The organism is Moraxella sp. K23 (assembly GCF_041154765.1).
Classification (GTDB): Bacteria; Pseudomonadota; Gammaproteobacteria; order Pseudomonadales; family Moraxellaceae; genus Faucicola; species Faucicola tetraodonis.
In genome coordinates this window covers 2,093,979-2,112,704 of sequence record NZ_AP031595.1, presented here as the reverse complement: position 1 = coordinate 2,112,704, position 18,726 = coordinate 2,093,979, and the positions used below count along the sequence as shown (strand labels likewise).

Below are 18,726 nucleotides of genomic sequence, written 5' to 3'. Positions count from 1 at the left end.
TAAGGGGAGTTTTTTTTAACCAGCTTTTTTCTTAATCCAGTAATGATACACATTGGCATACGGATCAGGATTTTGGTGTTGTTGGGGGTTGATGATGTCTTGCTGCTCGATAAGTTCATGCCCCAGATGACGACAAAAATTGGGGATATCGCGCGTGGTCGCAGGGTCAGTGGCGATGACATGAATCACCTCTCCCGACTGCGCTTTACGAACGGTTTTATGCAGTAGCATAATCGGCTCTGGACAAATCAGCCCTTGGGTATCGAGTTGGTAATTGGCATCAGGCATGTTGAGTCTCTGTTTTTTGAGTTTCTGTTTGTCGACTTTCTTGGATAAAATTAAAAAAACGGGTTAAATTGGCTTTAAACATAAACGCCACCCCAATCCAGGCGGCTAGGGCGACATAGCTACTGATAACAAACAAGCCAAATCCCATACCGATACACAGCGCAAGCATGCTCGGCTGGCTTAAACGGTAACGGTATAAAATAAACGCCACATAGCAGGATAGCGGTATGGTCAGTCCAACAAGTCCGTAAGGCACCCAATGAAACAAAGTATAAATCGTTTGACTGTCCTTAAACTGTGACAAGCTCTTTAGGGTACCAAATAATAAAAATAGCGCAATTGCTAAATAAACCAGATAAATTGACCATTTGTTGAGTCGCTGTGCGTGCTCAATCAAACCAAGAACAGGGGCAGAAAAGCCTTTGGTCGTTGGCGTAGTAGGTGCATTTAATTGAGTCATGATAACAGCGCTCCTTCGCCACTTCTAAGCCAACTGCCGAGCATAATCGCTGAGGCGATACTATCAATCGGCTCTTTGTCACTTTTGATTAACCCATATTCCCAAGCCAAATTTTTGGCTTCACGGCTAGTTAAGCGCTCATCCGCCAAAATAATCGGCCGTGGTCGATGCGCTTCCTCAAGCTGGTGCTTAAGCCTACGAGCAAATTTTTTGGCACGATTGCCAAGCTCTGATGCAGTACCATCCATATTCAGCGGCAAACCGATGATGATGGTGCTTACTTGCCATGACTCGATAATTTTTAGCAATTCATCCCAATTGGGTTTGCCATTATCCATTTTAAACTGCATCAACGGGCTTGCGGTTTGGGTTAAGGTATTGCCCAAGGCGATACCCATTTTTGCGATGCCAAAATCAAGCCCCATCACCGTTTCGATAGTATGGGTGTGATGGGTATCTTGCGCCATAGTCAGGTTAAGCATGGCCGATATCCGTACTCAGTTTGTTAAAATCAACGCCCAACTGCTGAGCGGCGACTTGCCAGCGAGTCTGATGGTCGATATCAAACAATAGCCCCATTGATGCCGGCAAAACAAACCAATCGCCTTGGTTGATTTCTTCTTCTAGCTGCCTTTTTCCCCAGCTGGCATGACCCAGACAAAGCTCAAAATGCTCAACGCCTTGACCATTGGCGATACTTTGTAAAATATCCTTGCTAGTGGTGATACAGACGTTTTCGGTGATGGCAAACGAAGATACCCAATCGGGCTGTCCCGTATGGAGCACAAACCCAACTTCCGGGTTCATGGGGCCTCCATCTAAGGGTAATTTTCGGTGCAAGTCGGTGATGGTCACATCAATATTTAATTCTTCAAACAGTTTGGCGACGTTGCTGGTCTCGATGGGTTTGTTAACTACCAGCCCTAACGTGCCTTGTTGGTCTTGACGGCAAATATAGACCAAAGATTGATAGAAAATCCCGCCGTCAATATTGGGCGACGCTATCAAAAAATGGTTGGTAAGATTTTGGTTTTTTGACATTCAGTGGCATACCTAATTAAAAGCGACTTAAAAGCGGCAAACATTAAAAACAATAAACATTAAAAGCGATAAACATTAAAAGCGACAAGCAATGTTAAATTAACTGACACGGCGACTTGCTAGCAAACTGCGCGCGTGTTTGAGCGTGTCTTCGGTGATATTGACCCCGCCCGACATGCGCGCTAATTCCTGCACTTGGTCATCGCCCGACAGGATTTTTAAGTGAGACTGGGCTTTCTCTTGCTGGGTTTTGTACACCAAAATATGCTGATGGGCTTGTGCCGCGACTTGCGATTGGTGAGTGATCGCAATGATTTGTTGTTCTTCACCCAGCTCACGCAGTAATTCGCCTACCACTTGCGCCGTGCCACCACTGATACCTACATCTACTTCATCAAATACCAATAACTGACGGGTGGTGGTTGCCATATCGGTCATCGTATTACGGCAAACCCCTTGCGCATCAATGACTTGCATGATAAGGGCTAGCCGTGATAATTCACCGCCTGAGGCGATTTTGTGAATCGGTTGCATCGGCATGCCGACATTGGCACTAAATAGCAAATCGATTTGCGATAACCCGATACTTTGTGGTTTATCAAGTGGGGTAAATTCAAATGCCGCTTGCACATTGGGCAATGCCAATGCTTTTAACCGTGCAACTAGGGCTTCAGCTAATGTCGTGGCATTGGCTTGGCGACTGTCATCCAACGCTTGGGCTTTTTGCAAGTAGGCTTGATAAGCTTGTTCAATTTGCTCTGCCATTGCTTCAGGCGACATCACCGATTGCAAATCATCTAATTGCTGTTGCCAGGCTTGGCTGTCTTCAACAAGGCTTTCAGGGGTGGTGTGATATTTACGCGCGAGTCGGTGGAACGTCGATAACTGCTCATCAAGTAACGCTAACCGCTTGGGGTCAAGGCTTTGTCCTTCGGCATAATTGCTCAAAGTGCTAGCCACTTCAGCGATTTGGGTATGTGCTGAGTACAACTGTTCAACACAATCAGCATAGGTTTGACTAAGCTCGGTCTGCGCTTCACACAGTTTAATCGCCCGATTAAGCAGGCTCATCACATCGGGCTCATCGCTGTCATTATCCAGTAATTGCACCGATAAGGCGGCTTGCTGCATGAGGTTTTCAAGGTTAGATAATTCATCGTATTCAGCTTCAAGTTCACTATATAAGACAGTGGCAATTGGCTCAATATCGGCTAATTGGTTGCTCAATAGCTGAATTTGCTGCTGGCGCAATTGCTCGTCTTTGGCGTGCTGCGCGGCTTGTGATTTAAGGCGTTCGTACTGCAAAAACGCTTGTTTCACGTCGCTTGCTTGGCTGTTTAATCCCGTGGCGCTATCAAGCCATTCCATCACAAACTGCGGACGCAGCAAACTTTGCTGGGCATGTTGGCTGTGAATATTGACCAGTAACCCACCCAAGGTTTTAAGCTCATTCATACTAATGGGCATGCCATTGAGCCAAGCTTTACTACGAAGCGCACCGTTTTGGTTAGCAAGTTGCCGGCGAATCAGCAGCGTATCGTCTTCAAATGGGTAATTTTGCTCACCCAGCCATGCCATGACTTCGGGTAATTGACCGATATTAAATTCTGCAAAAGCGTCTGCCGTGGTCTGTCCATGCCGAATCAAACCTGCGTCACTACGACCACCCATGCACAAGGTCAAGGCGTCAAGCAATAGTGATTTACCAGCACCTGTCTCGCCAGTGATAATGTTAAATCCAGCATTCATCTCAATTTCAGCATTGGTGACGAGGGCTAAATTTTGTAAGGTTAACTGTGTCAGCATATCAATCCTATCATTGACGTTAAGAGTGGCACATTGGCGGTCAAATTTGCAAAAACTTTATTGTAACCTTGTCATGAAAAGCTCACAATAATCCTAGACAAGTCTTCAAAAATCAGTAAAAATTCCATTTAGCTGTTTCACACTAAACAATAGCATAATTGGGACAATTACAAAATAAGCAACGCAAAAATCCAAATTTCCGTCAGCTGGCTATCTTTGATGGGTATCTGTGTCTAGCAATCTTCGCCTAGGTAAGTTGAGGGCGGTTTCATCGATTGTTATAAAACATAGATTGTTATAATAGATTGTCATAAAAGTTGACTAAATTTGATGCTATCCTATTGCTCTAAACAACGTCTGCATAAGGATAACGGAACATAATTTTTTATCAACCGTTAATAATCTATCGGCAATACCATTGGCTGATTGCGACAAGTCACGGACTGCGTTTGATTATAAAACCCATTTGTCGACTAAAAAAAGCGGGTTGCCGCAAAACGACTTGCCAATCTTTATAATTCTTTATAATTTTTTATAACAAGGCAGCGTTATCAAGTCAACTGACTGTGTATTTTAAGGAGAATCTCATGACGTCACCTAATCGTTTCGACCATGTATCGGTAGAAAAAATAGCGAATGTTTACTATGAAGGTCGTACTTTTAGTCGGACCGTTTGGTTTGAAGATGGACGCAAAAAAATGCTAGGAATCGTGCTACCTTGTGATGCCGATGTGCCAGCCTATGAATTTAAAACCGACTCATCTGAACGTATCGAAATTTTGGCAGGCGAGTGCGAAGTCAAACTGGCAGGCGAGGAAGAATTTACTTATTACCGTGCCGGTCAAGCATTCTTGGTCGAAGGGCATAGCAGTTATGAGCTACGTAATGAAGCAGTCGTGCAGTACATTTGCCACCTAGAAGGCTAGCGGCAAGGCAAATATAAAATCGAAAAAAGGGTCATCAATCATGGCAAAACCGAGTTATTTTTATGGCATTCATGCCGTGCAATCCATCTTGCAACACCGCGGTATCGATGGGTTGACACTCTTTATTCAAGACGGTAAAAAACAAGATGATGCCACGGTAGCCAACATCACCGAGCTTGCCCAAACCTACGGGATTGCGATACAAATCAGCGCCAAAGACAAACTCACCAAACTTGCAGAAAGTCCGCAGCATCAAGGCGTGGTATTACAAGCCCGCCCTGCTGAACTCCAAGATGAGGCAGATCTCAAATACCTCGTTGACAAACACCAAACCGAGCGAAAACCGCTATTACTACTGGTGCTTGATCAAATCACCGACCCGAACAACCTTGGCGCGTGTTTGCGTACCGCCGTGGCAATGGGCGTCTCAGCCGTCATTATTCCCAAAAATCATAGCTCAAGCATCACCCCAGCCGTGGCAAAAGTTGCCGTCGGTGCGGTGGAATTAATTCCTTTTATCCAAGTCACTAATCTTGCGCGTACGCTCACTGACATCAAAAAACAAGGGGTGTTTGTGTTTGGTACGGCACTTGATGACACGGCAAAGCCCGTGCAAGACTGTGATTTGACAGGTGATGTGGCGATTGTGATGGGCTCAGAAGGTGACGGTATTCGCCGTTTGACCGCAGATACCTGCGACCAGCTTGTTTATATCCCGATGCCCGGCAATGAACATGGGCAAATCCAAAGTTTAAATGTCAGTGTCGCCACTGGCATGGTGCTGTATGAAGCCAGTCGCCAGCGCGCTAAAAAATAATGAGAAAATATGTTATCTGTAGTCATTATTTAAAAAAATTTTCTCAAGAAATGGGCTAAGAAAGGAAAAATCAACATGCAATTTGCCATTATCGGATTGGGTGTTTTTGGTATTACCTGTGCTAGAGAGCTTGAAAAATTGGGCAACCAAGTCCTAGCGATTGATATTGATGAAAAACTGGTCGATGACATCAGTGAACATGTCACCCGTGCCGTAATTGCTGACGCCACCGACAAAGACACCATAGAAGAGCTTGACCTTGCAAGTTTCGACGGCGTACTCGTGAGCATTGGTGATAACCTTGAAGCCAGCTTGCTATGTACACTCAACCTACTAAGCCTGAACGTACAAAACCTATGGGTGAAAGCCAAAACCGACTCCCATCACCAAATCCTACAAAGCTTAGGGGTGAATAATATAGTTCATCCCGAACAAGACATGGGGATTCGTATTGCCCAAAAAATGAACTATCCGATGGTCAAACAATACATGGCATTGGGTGACGAGCAGTTTTTGGTTCGTCTAGACCCGCCTGAGCAGTGGCGAGGGCACCCGTGGTCGGATGTACAGCACAACCATCCTGATATTACTTTTATCATGCTAAAACGCAACCAGCAAATCTTTAACCAATTACCCGATGGCTTTTTCTTTCAAGGTGGGGATAAATTGGTGGTGGGTGGTGATACCCAAGCGCTGCGTCGCCTTGCCAAAGTCATTCGCCAAACGGCTATTTAGCCCACCACTCACGTAAAAAAGGTAATTGTAGATATGCCGTTTCGTGAAGTCAAAAAAGGCGACAAAGCAAAGATTGTTGATAAATCAAAACCCAGTGCTCACGACCTAGAGCCGCCTACCAAACAGGGACTGCAGTTGTCCTCGCCTGCGATTTTGTCCTTGGGGTTTTTAGCGTTAATTGTGATGGGGACGGTTTTGCTGTCATTGCCAATCGCAACGATTCAACCGATTAGTATCCTAGCGGCAGCCTTTACCGCAACGTCTGCGGTGACGGTCACGGGACTAAATGTCGTAGATACCGCTAACTATACCACGTTTGGACAACTGGTGATTGCCGCGCTGATTCAATTTGGCGGGCTAGGTTTTATGACCTTTGCGATTTTGGTATTGACCAGTTTGCAAGGTAAAATGGGATTATCCGGCTCAATCACGGCGCAGGAAGCGTTGGGTACCCATAGCAACCAAATTGGTAGTACAGCCAAAGCGGTAATCAAAATTGCCTTTATCACCGAGAGCTTGGGTTTTTTAGGATTAACGCTATTTTTAGCACCGCTAAAAGGGCTAAAAGATGCGATGTATGAAGCATTTTTTCTGTGTATCTCAGCGTTTAACAATGCAGGTTTTGCGCTAAATGGCAACAATATGACTGCCTATGTGCACCAGCCGATGATTAGTTTTATCATAAGTCTGCTTATTATCACGGGCGGTATCGGGTTTTTGGTGATTTTAGATATCATCAAACACAAGCGCTGGCAAAAATTTACCCTGCACACCAAAGTCATGGTTTTGGGCACACTAGCACTCAATATCATTGGTTGTATACTGTATTGGTTACTTGAGCGTCATAACGTCAAAACGATTGGCGGATTGAGCGAAGCTGGGCAGTGGTTTGCATCTTGGTTTATGGCGGTGGCGTCACGTACCGCAGGTTTTAATAATGTTGATTATAGCCAAGTGACAGATGCCAGTACGTTATTGACCTTTATATTGATGTTTATTGGCGCAGGCTCAATGTCCACAGGTGGCGGTATCAAAATCGGCACCTTTGTGGTTATCCTAGCATCGACTAGGGCATATTTGCGTCAGCACCCGCAAGTGACGATTTTTCATCGTGCTATCTCTGATCACTTGGTAAAAAAGTCGTTTGCGGTGATGAGCACCTCGATTTTGATGATTGCTTTAGCGGCGTTTATTCTAACCATATTTGAGCCAGAAGGGCATTTGGTTGATATTTTATTTGAAGTGATATCGGCATCGGCAACCGTCGGTTTATCGCGAAATTTCACCCCGACATTGAGTGAACCTGGGCAATGGGTGATTATGTTTATGATGTATATGGGGCGTCTTGGACCATTGACCTTGGCATATTTTATCGCAACCCCTAAACCGACCCGTATTCGTTATCCTGAGACCCATACCCTTGTTGGTTGAGTTTATTAAGCTGGCTAATTTAACAGGATTGGCGAAGTGGCAAATACCAAGCAAAACCTTTAGACAGCGGTTGGGGCACACATGATACTGAAAACCCAAGATACTGAAAACCTAAGGAAGCGATCGCCAAATCGTGTATGATGGTTGTTTACAACTGGTGAATTGAGCGGTTTAGTAAGTTTTAAGGTTATGAGTAGTTATATTTTAGATACAGAAGCGCATGGATTGGTTGAGCCACATGCGACCGAAATTGCCTACATTGGCGTGGTGTTTAGTCCAGCAGACGAGTTGATATTACAGACCCACAACGCCTTTGAGCAGCGCTTTAACCCACACAAAAAAATTACTTTGGGCAGCCAAGCCATCACAGGGATTTTTGACGACGATGTGGCAGACAAGCCGCCGCATACTGATTTTGGGTTACCAAAAGACTGCGAGTATCTGATTGGGCACAATATCGACTTTGATGCTGAAGTGCTCACCAATGCTAACTGTGATTTATCAAACATCAAGCGTATTTGCACTTTGGCACTGGCGCGGCATTTTTTCCCGCAGTTAGATAGCCACAGTTTAGGTGCGCTACTGTGTTTTTTTGAGCCGCAGGTTGCCAAAAAAAATATCAAATTCGCGCATGGTGCCAAATACGATATTTGGTTTACCTTTTTGGTATTAAAAGCTATCTGCTATCAGCATCGCATCACCGATATGGTACAGCTGTATCAAGCCAGTGAACATGCCCGAAAACCCACGGTAATGCGCTTTGGTAAACATAAAGGGGTTGCTATTAAAGACTTGCCGCCTGATTATGTCGATTGGCTGCTCAAACAAGCTGACCTTGACCCGTATTTGCACCTTGCACTCACTGAACATAGCGCAGGCAATCATGGCAACCTTCTATGATTGAGCCCTTGCGCCATGAATGAACCTATGAAGTGCCAAAATGATTACGTGCCAAATTGCGGTTTAACAATCACCAAAATCACCACAGCGACTAAAATAAACACAGGCACCTCATTAAACCACCGCCAAAAAACATGGGTTTTATAGTTAGGGTTGTCAATCAGTTTTAAGCGAAATCGACCACAAGCTACATGATATACCGTCAACGCAATGACGTAGGCTAGCTTGATATGTAGCCAAACTTGGGTTTTATAACTGTCCCAATTAGGTAGCAGCATACACAAGCCAAAAATCCAAGTGGCAATCATCGCAGGTGTCATGATGCCGCGATACAGTTTACGCTCCATCAACGCAAATCGATCTTGACTGATTTTATCGGTACTCATGGCATGATACACAAACAAGCGTGGTAGATAAAAAATCGCGGCAAACCAACACACCAATGAAATCACATGCCAGGCTTTAAACCATAAAAAATATTCTGTCATTGCTTACCCCGATGATGATGCAACTAAACAAGCTTGCCCTAAATTAGCTTACTCTAAATAAACTTGCCCTAAAAAAGTCTGCAAATAGCCGTTATTTTAAAGTTTGCATGACAGCAAGTAAATCCGAGATTTGTTGTTCACTATGACGAGCACTCACGCAAAAGCGTAGCCGTGCTGTGCCTACCGGCACCGTAGGTGGACGGATTGCCGAGACCCAAAAACCGCGAGATTTTAACGCGTTGGCAAGCTGCAGGGTTCTATCATTATTGCCAATGACCACAGGAATAATGGCGGTGGTCGGTATTTGATTATCAATACCTACTTGCCAATTTTGCTGTAATAGCCCTTGACTGAGCTGTTTGATATTGGCAAGTAATTGATCGCTGCGCAAAGTATCGGTTTGCGACATAGCTATGCTAGTTTCAGTCACGCTGGCAAGCACAGGGGGCATCGCCGTGGTATAAATAAATGAACGGGCAAAATTGACCACATAGTCAATCAACTCACTCGAACCTGCGACAAATGCGCCACTGGTACCTATCGCTTTACCAAAGGTACCGATATAGATATCCGCTTGCGGTTGGGCTTTTTTATAAGCCTGATAGGGCAAACCAAAACCGTGGGCATCATCGACCATCAAGGCGCATTCATAGCGAACCGCTAATGCATGCAGCGCAGCCAAATCCGCAAGGGTACCATCCATACTAAAAATATGATCGGTGACAATCAGTTTTTGCTTAGCGCTACTTTGCGAAAGCAGCTGTTCTAATTGGCTATAATTGCGATGTCCAAAACGAATGACTTTGGCACGGCTAAGGATTGCCCCATCGACAATGGAGGCATGATTGAGCTTATCACTGAAAATCACGCTGTCTTTACCACACAACGCTTGAATCACACCGACATTTGCCATATACCCTGTACTAAAAGTTAATGCCCGTTCATAGCCTGTCACTTGGGCAAGGGTGGTATCCAATTGTTCATGCCAAAGCGTATGCCCCGTAATCAAGTGCGCCGCGCCACTACCCACTTGCTGGATGGTTTTTGCAGCGTGGCTAAATGCTTGTATGAGTTGTGGGTCGGTGGCAAGTCCCAAATAATCGTTGCTGGCAAAGTTGACGTAAGTTTTGCCATCTATGTCAATGGTGGGCGTCACGCCATGACGAATGGGTGTCAGTTGACGATACAGGTCTTTTTGGCGCTGTTCATCAAGGGCTGATTGAAGGGAAAAATTGGCTAACATACTGTTGAACTCTGTTAAAGCATCGTTAAAGCATCTAAGAAAAAACCGCCACTTCGGCGGTTTGTTGGGCTATTAAACGACAGCCAAACTCCCGATGCGACCATTCATCGCGTTGGTCACCGGGATTTGTCTAGGCTCGGCTTTTTCAACCGTCAACCCTAAATCGGCAATCAACTGATCATCATGGTTGGTGGTAGCATTATCGGTGGTCAATAAACGATTCCCATAAAAGAAAGAATTGGCACCTGCCATAAACAACATGGCTTGCTCGGCATCGGTTAAGCCTTCACGACCTGCGGCAATACGCACATAGCTGGTTGGGCAAGCAAGGCGCGTGACAGCAATGGTACGAATCCACTCAAGCACAGGCAAGCGCGTGCCTTGCAGCTGATCTGCAATCGGCGTGCCTTCAATGGGTACCAGCATATTGATTGGGACTGATTCAGGGGGTTTTGGCAGATTAGCCAGTTCTGTCAGCAGGTTGATGCGGTCATCACGACTTTCACCCATACCGATGATACCACCTGAGCAAATATTAATGCCTGCTTGACGCACATGGTCAAGGGTAGTTAGACGGTCATCATAACTACGGGTGGAGACGATATGGTTGTAGTACTCGCGTGAGGTATCAAGGTTGTGGTTATAGTAATCCAATCCCGCTTCGGCAAGTAGTTGCGCTTGGTTACCCGATAACATGCCAAGCGTCATACAAGTTTCTAACCCCAATGCTTTGACTTCTTTAATCAGCTCAACCACATAGGGCATATCTTTATCGTTTGGGTGCTTCCATGCTGCACCCATACAAAAACGGCTAGAGCCAGCGGCTTTGGCTTTTTTGGCCTCGATAATCGCTTTTTGTACTTCGATTTTCTTTTCAGGTTGTAAGTCGGTGCTATGGTGCCCTGACTGTGAGCAATAGCCGCAATCTTCAGGACAATTGCCTGTTTTTATTGATAGCAGGGTACTGACTTGTACCGCATTGGGTGGAAAGTGTTCGCGAAGTTTGTTTTGCGCGAGCAACAGTAAATCCATCAAAGGTAGTTCAAACCAAGCTTGGATTTGCTCGCGAGTTGGGCGGCTTTGGGTGGTCATTGTGGTGCCAATCGGTTGTTGTGATTGTTGAATTGCTAATAAGTCTGCCATGACAGCTATAATCCTAATTAAAATAAAGCTTAAAATGATTAAAGGTGTCTCATCATACCAAAAAAAAACAACCACCTAAAGTGATTGTTTTTTATTATTTAATAACAATGGCTTATTTATCTTGTGAGCTATCACCACGGGTAATGGAAATATTGGTGATAGGTGATTTATCATCAGTGACTGCGCTAGTTTTGACATTGTCGGCAATGACCTCATCAGACGCATGCTTTGCCTCAATTTCAGCCGATTTACGCAGCGCAGGCGTTAAGTTCTCATTATCGGCTGATTTGGCAAACACGTTGTCAGGACGGATGGTATCATCATCTTCCGTAATATCTTCAGCTTTAGCGGTACTATTTTTAGCGTTAATAGTATCTTTAGCCGCTTCATACTTCTCTTCGATGGCTTTATTATCGGATGCATCAGAATCACTCGTCGTTTCATCGGTCAGCTTTTGCTTAGCTTGTTCGACTTTATCTTTTGCCTCGCTGACTTTTTCTTTGGCTTCATCGTTTAGCGCATCTAGTTTGTCATCGGCTTGGGTTTTTAATTCCTCAACCTTTGATTTAGCATCATCTAGTTTTTCACCCGCCAAGCTTTTAACATCGGCTAATTTTTCAGCTGCTTGGTCTTTGACGTCTTCAAGCTTGGTTTTAGCATCCGCAAGTTTATCATCTTTGGCTGCTTTTGCTTCATCAAGCTTTTCAGTGGCAGTTTCTTTAGCGTCATCAATTTTATCAGCCGCTTGCGCTTTAACCTCATCCAACTTTTCTTTGGTTTCGCCAAGTTTTTCGTTAGCGGTGTCTTTAATATCCGCTAATTTTCCGCTCGCATCTTCTTTGAGTGCATCGATTTTTTCTTTGGCTTCGGTTTTTAGCTCATCAAATTTTTCCACCGCATCATCTTTAATTTCAGCCGCTTTCGCCTTAAGGGTGTCTAATTTGCTCGTAGCTTCAGAATCACTGTCAGCATTGACATCTTTGGTGTTGGCTTCATTAAAGTATTTGCTGCTACCAGATGCTTTACCCGCGCTCGCGCCCCCAATCATTGCTAGGGCTTTGCTGCAAAGTTCTTTAGCAAAAGGTGTGGCTTTTTCAATCAAGGGTTTTGCTTGTTCAACCACAGGTTTAAGTGGCTCAGGTACTTTTGGCACAATAAATTTTGCGATTTGGTTAAACCACATCAGCAGTGAATAATCACCGGACATTTTTAAGTCACCATTTTGGATGCCCGTCATAAATGCCGTCGCCTCACCTTTAGTGAGCAATTTCACACCCGTCATTGAGTCTTTAAAGGTAATCGTCAATGTTGGCTCTTTGGCTGGACCTGCATGTTGGCTAAAAGTACCGTTATTAATCTCATAATAGCGTGACGTTTGTTCCGCGTCGCTGCCGAGTTGAATGGTAAAATTACGGTTTTCTAATAAGCCTTTAAATTTGTCATCGCCCATTTTGGCAAGTTGGGTTAGACGCAAGCCAACGGCAAACAATAATACGTCAAGGGGATCTGATTTGATTTGGGTTAATTGAGATAACATACGTGTCCTCCAAAATTATAGATTTTATAGATATTGCAATACGCAAGGTCTTGAAATAAATGACGATACTTAAGTCACTCATTTCAAAGAGATTATAATTCGCTACTACAAACGATTTAATAGCTTTGTTATAAAATATATTATAAGGGCATCGATGCCAAGTTACAGTAATGTTTAACATACCAGTATCATTTTTTGTAATCAAAGCGTTTGATTTGTGTATTTGAGCGACGTTAGACAGCGAGCCTTTTACCTTTTATCAAGCTAAAGCGCATAAAAAACCCATCAACATGATGGGTTAAATAACTTGCTATAGCGATAAGGTGGCGAGGTTGTTATTAGTTTTTTGAGTCAAACACAGAGGCATGACGAACAAAGTTTTGATGAAAATCGGTATCTTTTTCTAACACCACAGGACGATGACCGGCGCTCATTTGGACACTGCTTTTTAATATGGTTTGGTTGGTAGTAGCTTGACTTGCGGCTTTGTTAAACTTAGGTTTTCCATTTAACGCTATCACAATCGGAATCATCGATAAGCCAATTGCTGCCACATACGCATCCGTACCAGTCAACGATGACAGCGTGACCACTGCCCAATGCAGCCCTTCCACTGAAATCCAGTACACCATACCTAACATAAAATAGCCCAACACAAAACGGTAAGGGGTAAACGCAATCGCTAGCATACCGACAGTCACTAGAACGATTAAAAACAACCAGTTAGAAGTTAACGACGTAGCAGCTAATAATAGACTTGCCGAAATAAGCATGGTTGACCTCATGAAAAGTTATTAAAAACAAATACTTAAAATAAATTAAGTAAAAGCTTGTATAGGGTATTATGGCGGTAAAAGATGAAAATTAAAAGTCAAAACCCAACTAAAACGACAATGGATGACGTATCAAATTTGGCTAATTTATCTTAAAACAAGCGATTAAAAAGGCTAAAACCATATAAAAAAAGGTAACAATCAATCGTCGAAATCACTTGCTCAAGAGTAACAGGAATTTTCGTAAATCTAGTAAAAAAGTGCTAAAATGCGGTAGCTGATTTGTCGCGAAATGTATATTGTTTTAATGCTTTGTAGTTTTGCCAGCCAATTAATTTGCTCAATAACCATTGCTATACCTGTAGCTGAAAAATTGGATAAGTTTGCTATTTTGGGCGTTTTAAGTAAAAATATCGTTCGGCAATTGTACCGCCTATTGTAAGTGCTATTTGCGACGCAAAAAAATTTAAATTTTTAATGTGACTAATTAAAAAAACTGACGCTTTATCAAAATTAACTGGACAACTATTTTGATAAACACGGTTTGCCTAATCACCGACTATATAGTGGTAATTCTCGTATGATGACGTTTCAACAATTGATTTTAACTTTGCAAAATTATTGGGCAGAAAAAGGCTGTGTGGTGTTACAGCCTTACGATATGGAAATGGGTGCAGGCACGTTTCATACCGCCACTTTCTTACGAGCATTAGGTCCAGAGCGTTGGCATGCCGCTTATGTGCAGCCATCACGCCGTCCAACGGATGGTCGCTATGGCGACAACCCAAACCGGTTACAACATTATTATCAGTTCCAAGTGGTACTCAAGCCCAATCCACCTGATATTCAAGAATTGTACTTGGGGTCACTCAAAGCGATTGGCATTGATACCTTAACGCATGATGTCCGTTTTGTAGAAGACAACTGGGAATCACCAACGCTTGGTGCATGGGGGCTTGGTTGGGAAGTTTGGCTCAATGGCATGGAAGTTACCCAGTTTACTTACTTTCAGCAAGTCGGTGGTATTGAATGTTTTCCTGTGACAGGAGAAATCACGTACGGTCTTGAGCGCCTTGCCATGTATATCCAAGGCGTGGACAGTGTGTATGACTTGGTATGGACGGATGGCGAATTTGGTCGTGTCACTTATGGTGATGTATTCCACCAAAACGAAGTAGAGCAATCGACCTACAACTTTGAACATGCCGATGTGGCAAAAATGTTTGAATTATTTGATTTTTATGAAAGCCAAGCCGATAAGTTGGTCGGTCTTAATCTGCCGCTGCCTGCGTATGAAATGGTGCTCAAAGCGTCACATACCTTTAACTTGTTGGATGCGCGTGGGGCGATTTCAGTCACTGAGCGTCAGCGCTTTATTTTGCGTGTGCGCACCTTGGCACGTAAGGTCGCACAAAGCTATGTAGAAACGCGCGCCAAATTGGGCTTCCCATTGGCGGATGATGCACATAAAGCAGATGCGTTAGAAAAATATCTACCAAAAGAAGCTATTTCAAAACAATAGATGAAAGAAGCGGATACATCACAATAGTTTCATCACATCGATGAAAAAATTTTCTTTGAACGGTCAAACTAAAAAAGGCAATAGATAGTTTCTATTGCCTTTTTTCTTACCTTATTTTATTGATTATTTTTTTATCAACGCTAATAAAAAATATCAAATTATCAGAATATTCTAATCTCGCATATTTATATCAAAAATCGCCACAGGGCAACGACGCGCTATTCTACTACAATAGCCGCAGCAAGTAAGCCAGGTAACAAGGGGCGGTGAGTGGAACTTTATTTTATTTTAGCGGGTATTTTTGTCGGATTCTGCGTGGGTGTGACCGGCGTGGGCGGTGGGTCACTGATGACGCCGATTTTGATTTTACTGCTAAAAGTAGAGCCGCATATTGCTGTCGGCACCGATTTGCTATACGCCGCTATTTCCAAGTTTTTTGGTGGGGTGGTACATTTTAAAAAATCGAATGTCGTTTGGCCAATCGTGCTATGGCTAGCCATTGGTAGTATTCCAGCCTCCATTGTCACCAATTATCTCGTCGCTACTTATTTGGGTAATATCAACGCCATTAAACTCATCATGACCTTGATATTGGGCGTGATGTTGACCATTACCGGGATTTCGCTGATTTTTCGCAACCGTATCGAAGCGTTTTTTGACAAATACCGCAAAAATGACCAAACTGACAGTCTCACCTCCCAAATCCCCCAAATATAAATTGGTGCTGATGGGCATATTGCTCGGGGTAGTAGTGACCTTATCGTCGGTTGGGGCAGGGGCATTTGGCGTCATGGCGCTGGTGCTCATTTTTCCCCAATTGCCCCTCATTCGTATCATCGGCTCGGATGTGGTACATGCGGTGCTATTAACTTTGGTCGCAGGCCTCGGACATTTGCTGTCAGGCAGTGTGGATTTTCACATGTTGACCTTTTTGCTCATTGGCGCGATTCCTGCCATTATTGTAGGCACATTATTGAGCAGTAAACTACCTGAGAAAAAATTGCGCCCGATTTTAGGGGTGACGCTGTTGTTGTTAGGCATTAATTTTGTTGTCAATCCTGCCAAAGCCAAACCAAAAGCGGCGGCTAATACGCCAGTCACCACAACCGCTGTAACAACTTCGGCAAGCGCCAGCCGATAAGTTTAATTTTCGTTTTGCGCTGACGGTTTTCTTGATTTGCCCCGCTGATGGGGCATTTTTATGGCTTAAATTTCTGCTATAATCGCCTATATTTACCCTATTTGAATCAACAAGGCTTTAGCATGTCTACTATTTTATTTGAACTTGGCACCGAAGAATTGCCCCCAAAAAATCTAAAAACATTGCGCGATGCACTTAACGACCATGTCACCCAATCGCTAACAGATGCCAATATTCGCTTTGATACCATTAAAAGCTTTGCCGCCCCGCGTCGCCTTGCCTTGCAGATTCAAGGAATTAGTGAAAAACAGCCCGATAAAATCGAACAAAAACGCGGTCCTGCAGTCAAAGCTGCCTATGACAAGGACGGTAATCCAACCAAAGCGGCACAAGGGTTTGCCCAAGGCTTGGGTATTGACGTCAAGGATTTGATTACCATCAAAGGTGATAAAGGCGATTATATCGGCTATGAAATGAATGTCATCGGTCAGCCTGTGGCTGAGTTACTGCCGAGTATTTTTCAAAAAGCCTTAGATGAGTTGCCGATTGCCAAACGCATGCGCAGTGGCGCAGAGCGTTCTGAGTTTGTTCGCCCTGTCAAATGGTTGGTGCTACTCAAAGACGACCAAGTACTGCCAGCGACGATTCAAGGATTAACGTCGGGTGAGACAGGGTCGCAGGGCGTTGAATTGGGTCGTTATAGTCTTGGACATCGTTTTCATCACCCAGATATGGTGAAAATCGACACGGCGGACAGCTATGAGCAAAACCTTGCCGAGGCGCACGTTATCGCTGATTTTGACAAACGCCAACAACAGATTAAAACGCAAGTCCAACAGCTTGCCGATGAAGTAGGCGCGACGGCTATCGTACCACAAGATTTGCTTGATGAAGTTACTGCGCTGGTCGATTATCCAGTAGCGCTACGCGCAAGCTTTGAGCCACGATTTTTACAAGTGCCGCAAGAGGCCTTGATTAGCACCATGCAGGCGGATCAAAAATATTTTTGTTTGACTGACAGCCAAGGTAAATTACAGCCTTATTTTATCTTTATCAGTAACATCGACAGTAAAGATAAAGCGCAAGTGATTGCCGGTAACGAAAAAGTGGTACGTCCACGCCTTGCTGATGCTGAGTTTTTCTTTTTACAAGACCAAAAACAGCCATTGTTTGCGCTGACTGAAAATCTTAAAACCCGCGTATTCCAAGATAAGTTAGGGACAATTTGGGAAAAATCTGAGCGTATTGCCAAGCTAGCTGCCTTTATTGCTACCCAAATTGGCGAAGACGTTGAGCAAACGGCACGGGCAGGCTTGCTGTCAAAAGCAGACCTTGCCAGTACCTTGGTGGGTGAATTTCCAGAATTACAAGGCGTGGCAGGGACTTACTATGCGCGTTTAAACCAAGAGCCAGAAGCGGTGGCGGCGGCAATCGAAGAGCAATATCTGCCAAAATTTAGCGGTGATAAATTACCGGCGACCAACATTGGAACGGCACTGGCATTAGCAGACCGTTTGGATACGCTGGTCGGTATTTTTGGCATTGACCAAGCGCCAACGGGTTCAAAAGACCCGTTTAGTCTGCGCCGCGCGGCGATTGGGGTACTGCGTATTTTGATTGAGAAACAACTGCCACTAAATCTAGTAGTATTGCTTGAGCAAGCTTTATTGGGTTATGTAGGCAAAATTGATGACTTACCAAAAACTTTTAAACAAGTGATGGAGTTTATCAATTCACGCTACCGTGCCATGTATGAAGACCAAGGCGTGAGCGTGGATACAATTATGGCGGTACAGGCGCTACAACCGCAAGTGCCAATGGATTTTGACCATCGTATCAAAGCCGTCCAAGCTTTCCGTGATTTGCCACCCGCCAAACAACTTGCCGAGGCCAATAAACGTGTTGCCAATATTTTAGCCAAGGCTGAGGGTGAGATTGCAAGCCAAATACAAACGGCTTATTTACAAGAACCTGCCGAAAAAGCATTGTACCAAGCGGTGCAAACTGCAGCGCAAAGTATTGAGCCGCATCAACACACTGACAACGCCAACTACACCCAGATTTTACAATCTCTAGCGACACTGCAGCAGCCATTGGATGACTTCTTTGAGCAGGTGATGGTGAATAGTGAAGATGCTAACCTCAAAGCCAATCGATTGGCGCTGCTAAAAAAAGTGCGGGGGTTATTTTTAACGGTTGCAGATATCAGTGAGTTACAGCTATAAGCTAATTTAGATACGAGTTAATTTAGACACGAGTTAACGCTTTAATGATATGGCTTCGATACTATTGCTTTAATACCCCTGCTTTAATATCATTGGTTAAACCCATACTGACAACGGTCATTATGGGTTTTTTTACAAGCTAAAGATATTTTTACGCTTGTTTTTGCTAAATTGGCAGGCTAGTTTACGCGTATTTGATACTATTTTAAGGGTATTTTCGTCTGAATTGCTCTCTAGGGTTTATTCTGGT

The 18,726-nt window shown here is 44.0% G+C and carries 17 protein-coding genes and 1 pseudogene; 8 read left to right on the top strand and 10 right to left on the bottom strand.

Annotation, left to right across the window (positions count from 1 at the left end):
* Nucleotides 1-15 precede the first annotated feature (15 nt).
* The 5 genes from tusA to recN all read right to left on the bottom strand — a co-directional run bounded on the left by tusA (nucleotide 16) and on the right by recN (nucleotide 3,595).
* A complete protein-coding gene (gene tusA / locus ACAM37_RS09340) occupies nucleotides 16-288 on the bottom strand; it encodes a sulfurtransferase TusA (RefSeq protein ID WP_050324895.1) in 273 nt (90 codons plus the stop codon).
* Complete coding sequence (locus ACAM37_RS09335; protein WP_050324896.1) at nucleotides 281-748, bottom strand: hypothetical protein; 468 nt, start codon at nucleotides 746-748, stop codon at nucleotides 281-283. The genes tusA and ACAM37_RS09335 overlap by 8 nt, the downstream gene beginning before the upstream one ends.
* Nucleotides 745-1,230, bottom strand: coding sequence for a Holliday junction resolvase RuvX (gene ruvX, locus ACAM37_RS09330; protein ID WP_063619555.1), 486 nt, complete (start codon nucleotides 1,228-1,230; stop codon nucleotides 745-747). Before ruvX ends, ACAM37_RS09335 begins: the two co-directional genes overlap by 4 nt.
* Nucleotides 1,223-1,789, bottom strand: a complete 567-nt coding sequence (locus tag ACAM37_RS09325; RefSeq protein ID WP_369626073.1) for a YqgE/AlgH family protein — start codon at nucleotides 1,787-1,789, stop codon at nucleotides 1,223-1,225. The genes ruvX and ACAM37_RS09325 overlap by 8 nt, the downstream gene beginning before the upstream one ends.
* A gap of 99 nt (nucleotides 1,790-1,888) precedes the next feature.
* The gene (gene recN, locus ACAM37_RS09320) at nucleotides 1,889-3,595 is read right to left on the bottom strand and encodes a DNA repair protein RecN (RefSeq protein WP_369626072.1); all 1,707 of its coding nucleotides are present in this window, start codon (nucleotides 3,593-3,595) and stop codon (nucleotides 1,889-1,891) included.
* Nucleotides 3,596-4,182: 587 nt separating this feature from the next.
* Between recN and ppnP the strand changes: the two genes are divergently transcribed.
* The 5 genes from ppnP to ACAM37_RS09295 all read left to right on the top strand — a co-directional run bounded on the left by ppnP (nucleotide 4,183) and on the right by ACAM37_RS09295 (nucleotide 8,404).
* Nucleotides 4,183-4,521 (top strand): pyrimidine/purine nucleoside phosphorylase, encoded by a 339-nt coding sequence (ppnP, locus tag ACAM37_RS09315; protein WP_007115041.1) that lies wholly within the window; start codon nucleotides 4,183-4,185, stop codon nucleotides 4,519-4,521.
* 40 nt (nucleotides 4,522-4,561) lie between these two features.
* Nucleotides 4,562-5,338 carry a 23S rRNA (guanosine(2251)-2'-O)-methyltransferase RlmB gene (gene rlmB / locus ACAM37_RS09310; RefSeq protein ID WP_369626071.1) on the top strand — a complete coding sequence of 259 codons (777 nt, stop codon included), beginning with the start codon at nucleotides 4,562-4,564 and terminating at the stop codon, nucleotides 5,336-5,338.
* A gap of 75 nt (nucleotides 5,339-5,413) precedes the next feature.
* The gene (locus ACAM37_RS09305) at nucleotides 5,414-6,073 is read left to right on the top strand and encodes a potassium channel family protein (RefSeq protein WP_369626070.1); all 660 of its coding nucleotides are present in this window, start codon (nucleotides 5,414-5,416) and stop codon (nucleotides 6,071-6,073) included.
* A gap of 33 nt (nucleotides 6,074-6,106) precedes the next feature.
* Nucleotides 6,107-7,504: a TrkH family potassium uptake protein gene (locus ACAM37_RS09300; RefSeq protein WP_369626069.1), complete on the top strand. Its 1,398-nt coding sequence runs from the start codon at nucleotides 6,107-6,109 to the stop codon at nucleotides 7,502-7,504.
* A gap of 189 nt (nucleotides 7,505-7,693) precedes the next feature.
* Complete coding sequence (locus ACAM37_RS09295; protein ID WP_369626068.1) at nucleotides 7,694-8,404, top strand: exonuclease domain-containing protein; 711 nt, start codon at nucleotides 7,694-7,696, stop codon at nucleotides 8,402-8,404.
* A 44-nt stretch (nucleotides 8,405-8,448) separates the two neighbouring features.
* On the opposite strand, the gene hemJ is transcribed toward ACAM37_RS09295, so the two are convergent.
* The 5 genes from hemJ to aciT all read right to left on the bottom strand — a co-directional run bounded on the left by hemJ (nucleotide 8,449) and on the right by aciT (nucleotide 13,600).
* Nucleotides 8,449-8,892 (bottom strand): protoporphyrinogen oxidase HemJ, encoded by a 444-nt coding sequence (gene hemJ / locus ACAM37_RS09290; RefSeq protein WP_369626067.1) that lies wholly within the window; start codon nucleotides 8,890-8,892, stop codon nucleotides 8,449-8,451.
* Nucleotides 8,893-8,983: 91 nt separating this feature from the next.
* Entirely contained in the window at nucleotides 8,984-10,135 is a 1,152-nt protein-coding gene (locus tag ACAM37_RS09285) for an aminotransferase class I/II-fold pyridoxal phosphate-dependent enzyme (protein ID WP_369626066.1), read from the bottom strand.
* Nucleotides 10,136-10,207: 72 nt separating this feature from the next.
* Nucleotides 10,208-11,227 (bottom strand): biotin synthase BioB, encoded by a 1,020-nt coding sequence (gene bioB / locus ACAM37_RS09280; RefSeq protein ID WP_369626857.1) that lies wholly within the window; start codon nucleotides 11,225-11,227, stop codon nucleotides 10,208-10,210.
* Between the two features lie 163 nt (nucleotides 11,228-11,390).
* Entirely contained in the window at nucleotides 11,391-12,815 is a 1,425-nt protein-coding gene (locus ACAM37_RS09275; protein ID WP_369626065.1) for a hypothetical protein, read from the bottom strand.
* A 338-nt stretch (nucleotides 12,816-13,153) separates the two neighbouring features.
* Nucleotides 13,154-13,600, bottom strand: coding sequence for an AciT family ciprofloxacin tolerance protein (gene aciT / locus ACAM37_RS09270; protein ID WP_369626064.1), 447 nt, complete (start codon nucleotides 13,598-13,600; stop codon nucleotides 13,154-13,156).
* Nucleotides 13,601-14,171: 571 nt separating this feature from the next.
* Here aciT and glyQ point away from each other — a divergent pair.
* The 3 genes and pseudogenes from glyQ to glyS all read left to right on the top strand — a co-directional run bounded on the left by glyQ (nucleotide 14,172) and on the right by glyS (nucleotide 18,476).
* Nucleotides 14,172-15,110 carry a glycine--tRNA ligase subunit alpha gene (gene glyQ / locus ACAM37_RS09265; RefSeq protein WP_062334805.1) on the top strand — a complete coding sequence of 313 codons (939 nt, stop codon included), beginning with the start codon at nucleotides 14,172-14,174 and terminating at the stop codon, nucleotides 15,108-15,110.
* A gap of 270 nt (nucleotides 15,111-15,380) precedes the next feature.
* Nucleotides 15,381-16,251 (top strand): annotated as a pseudogene (locus ACAM37_RS09260) (sulfite exporter TauE/SafE family protein).
* Between the two features lie 122 nt (nucleotides 16,252-16,373).
* Nucleotides 16,374-18,476, top strand: a complete 2,103-nt coding sequence (glyS, locus tag ACAM37_RS09255; protein ID WP_369626063.1) for a glycine--tRNA ligase subunit beta — start codon at nucleotides 16,374-16,376, stop codon at nucleotides 18,474-18,476.
* Nucleotides 18,477-18,726 lie beyond the last annotated feature (250 nt).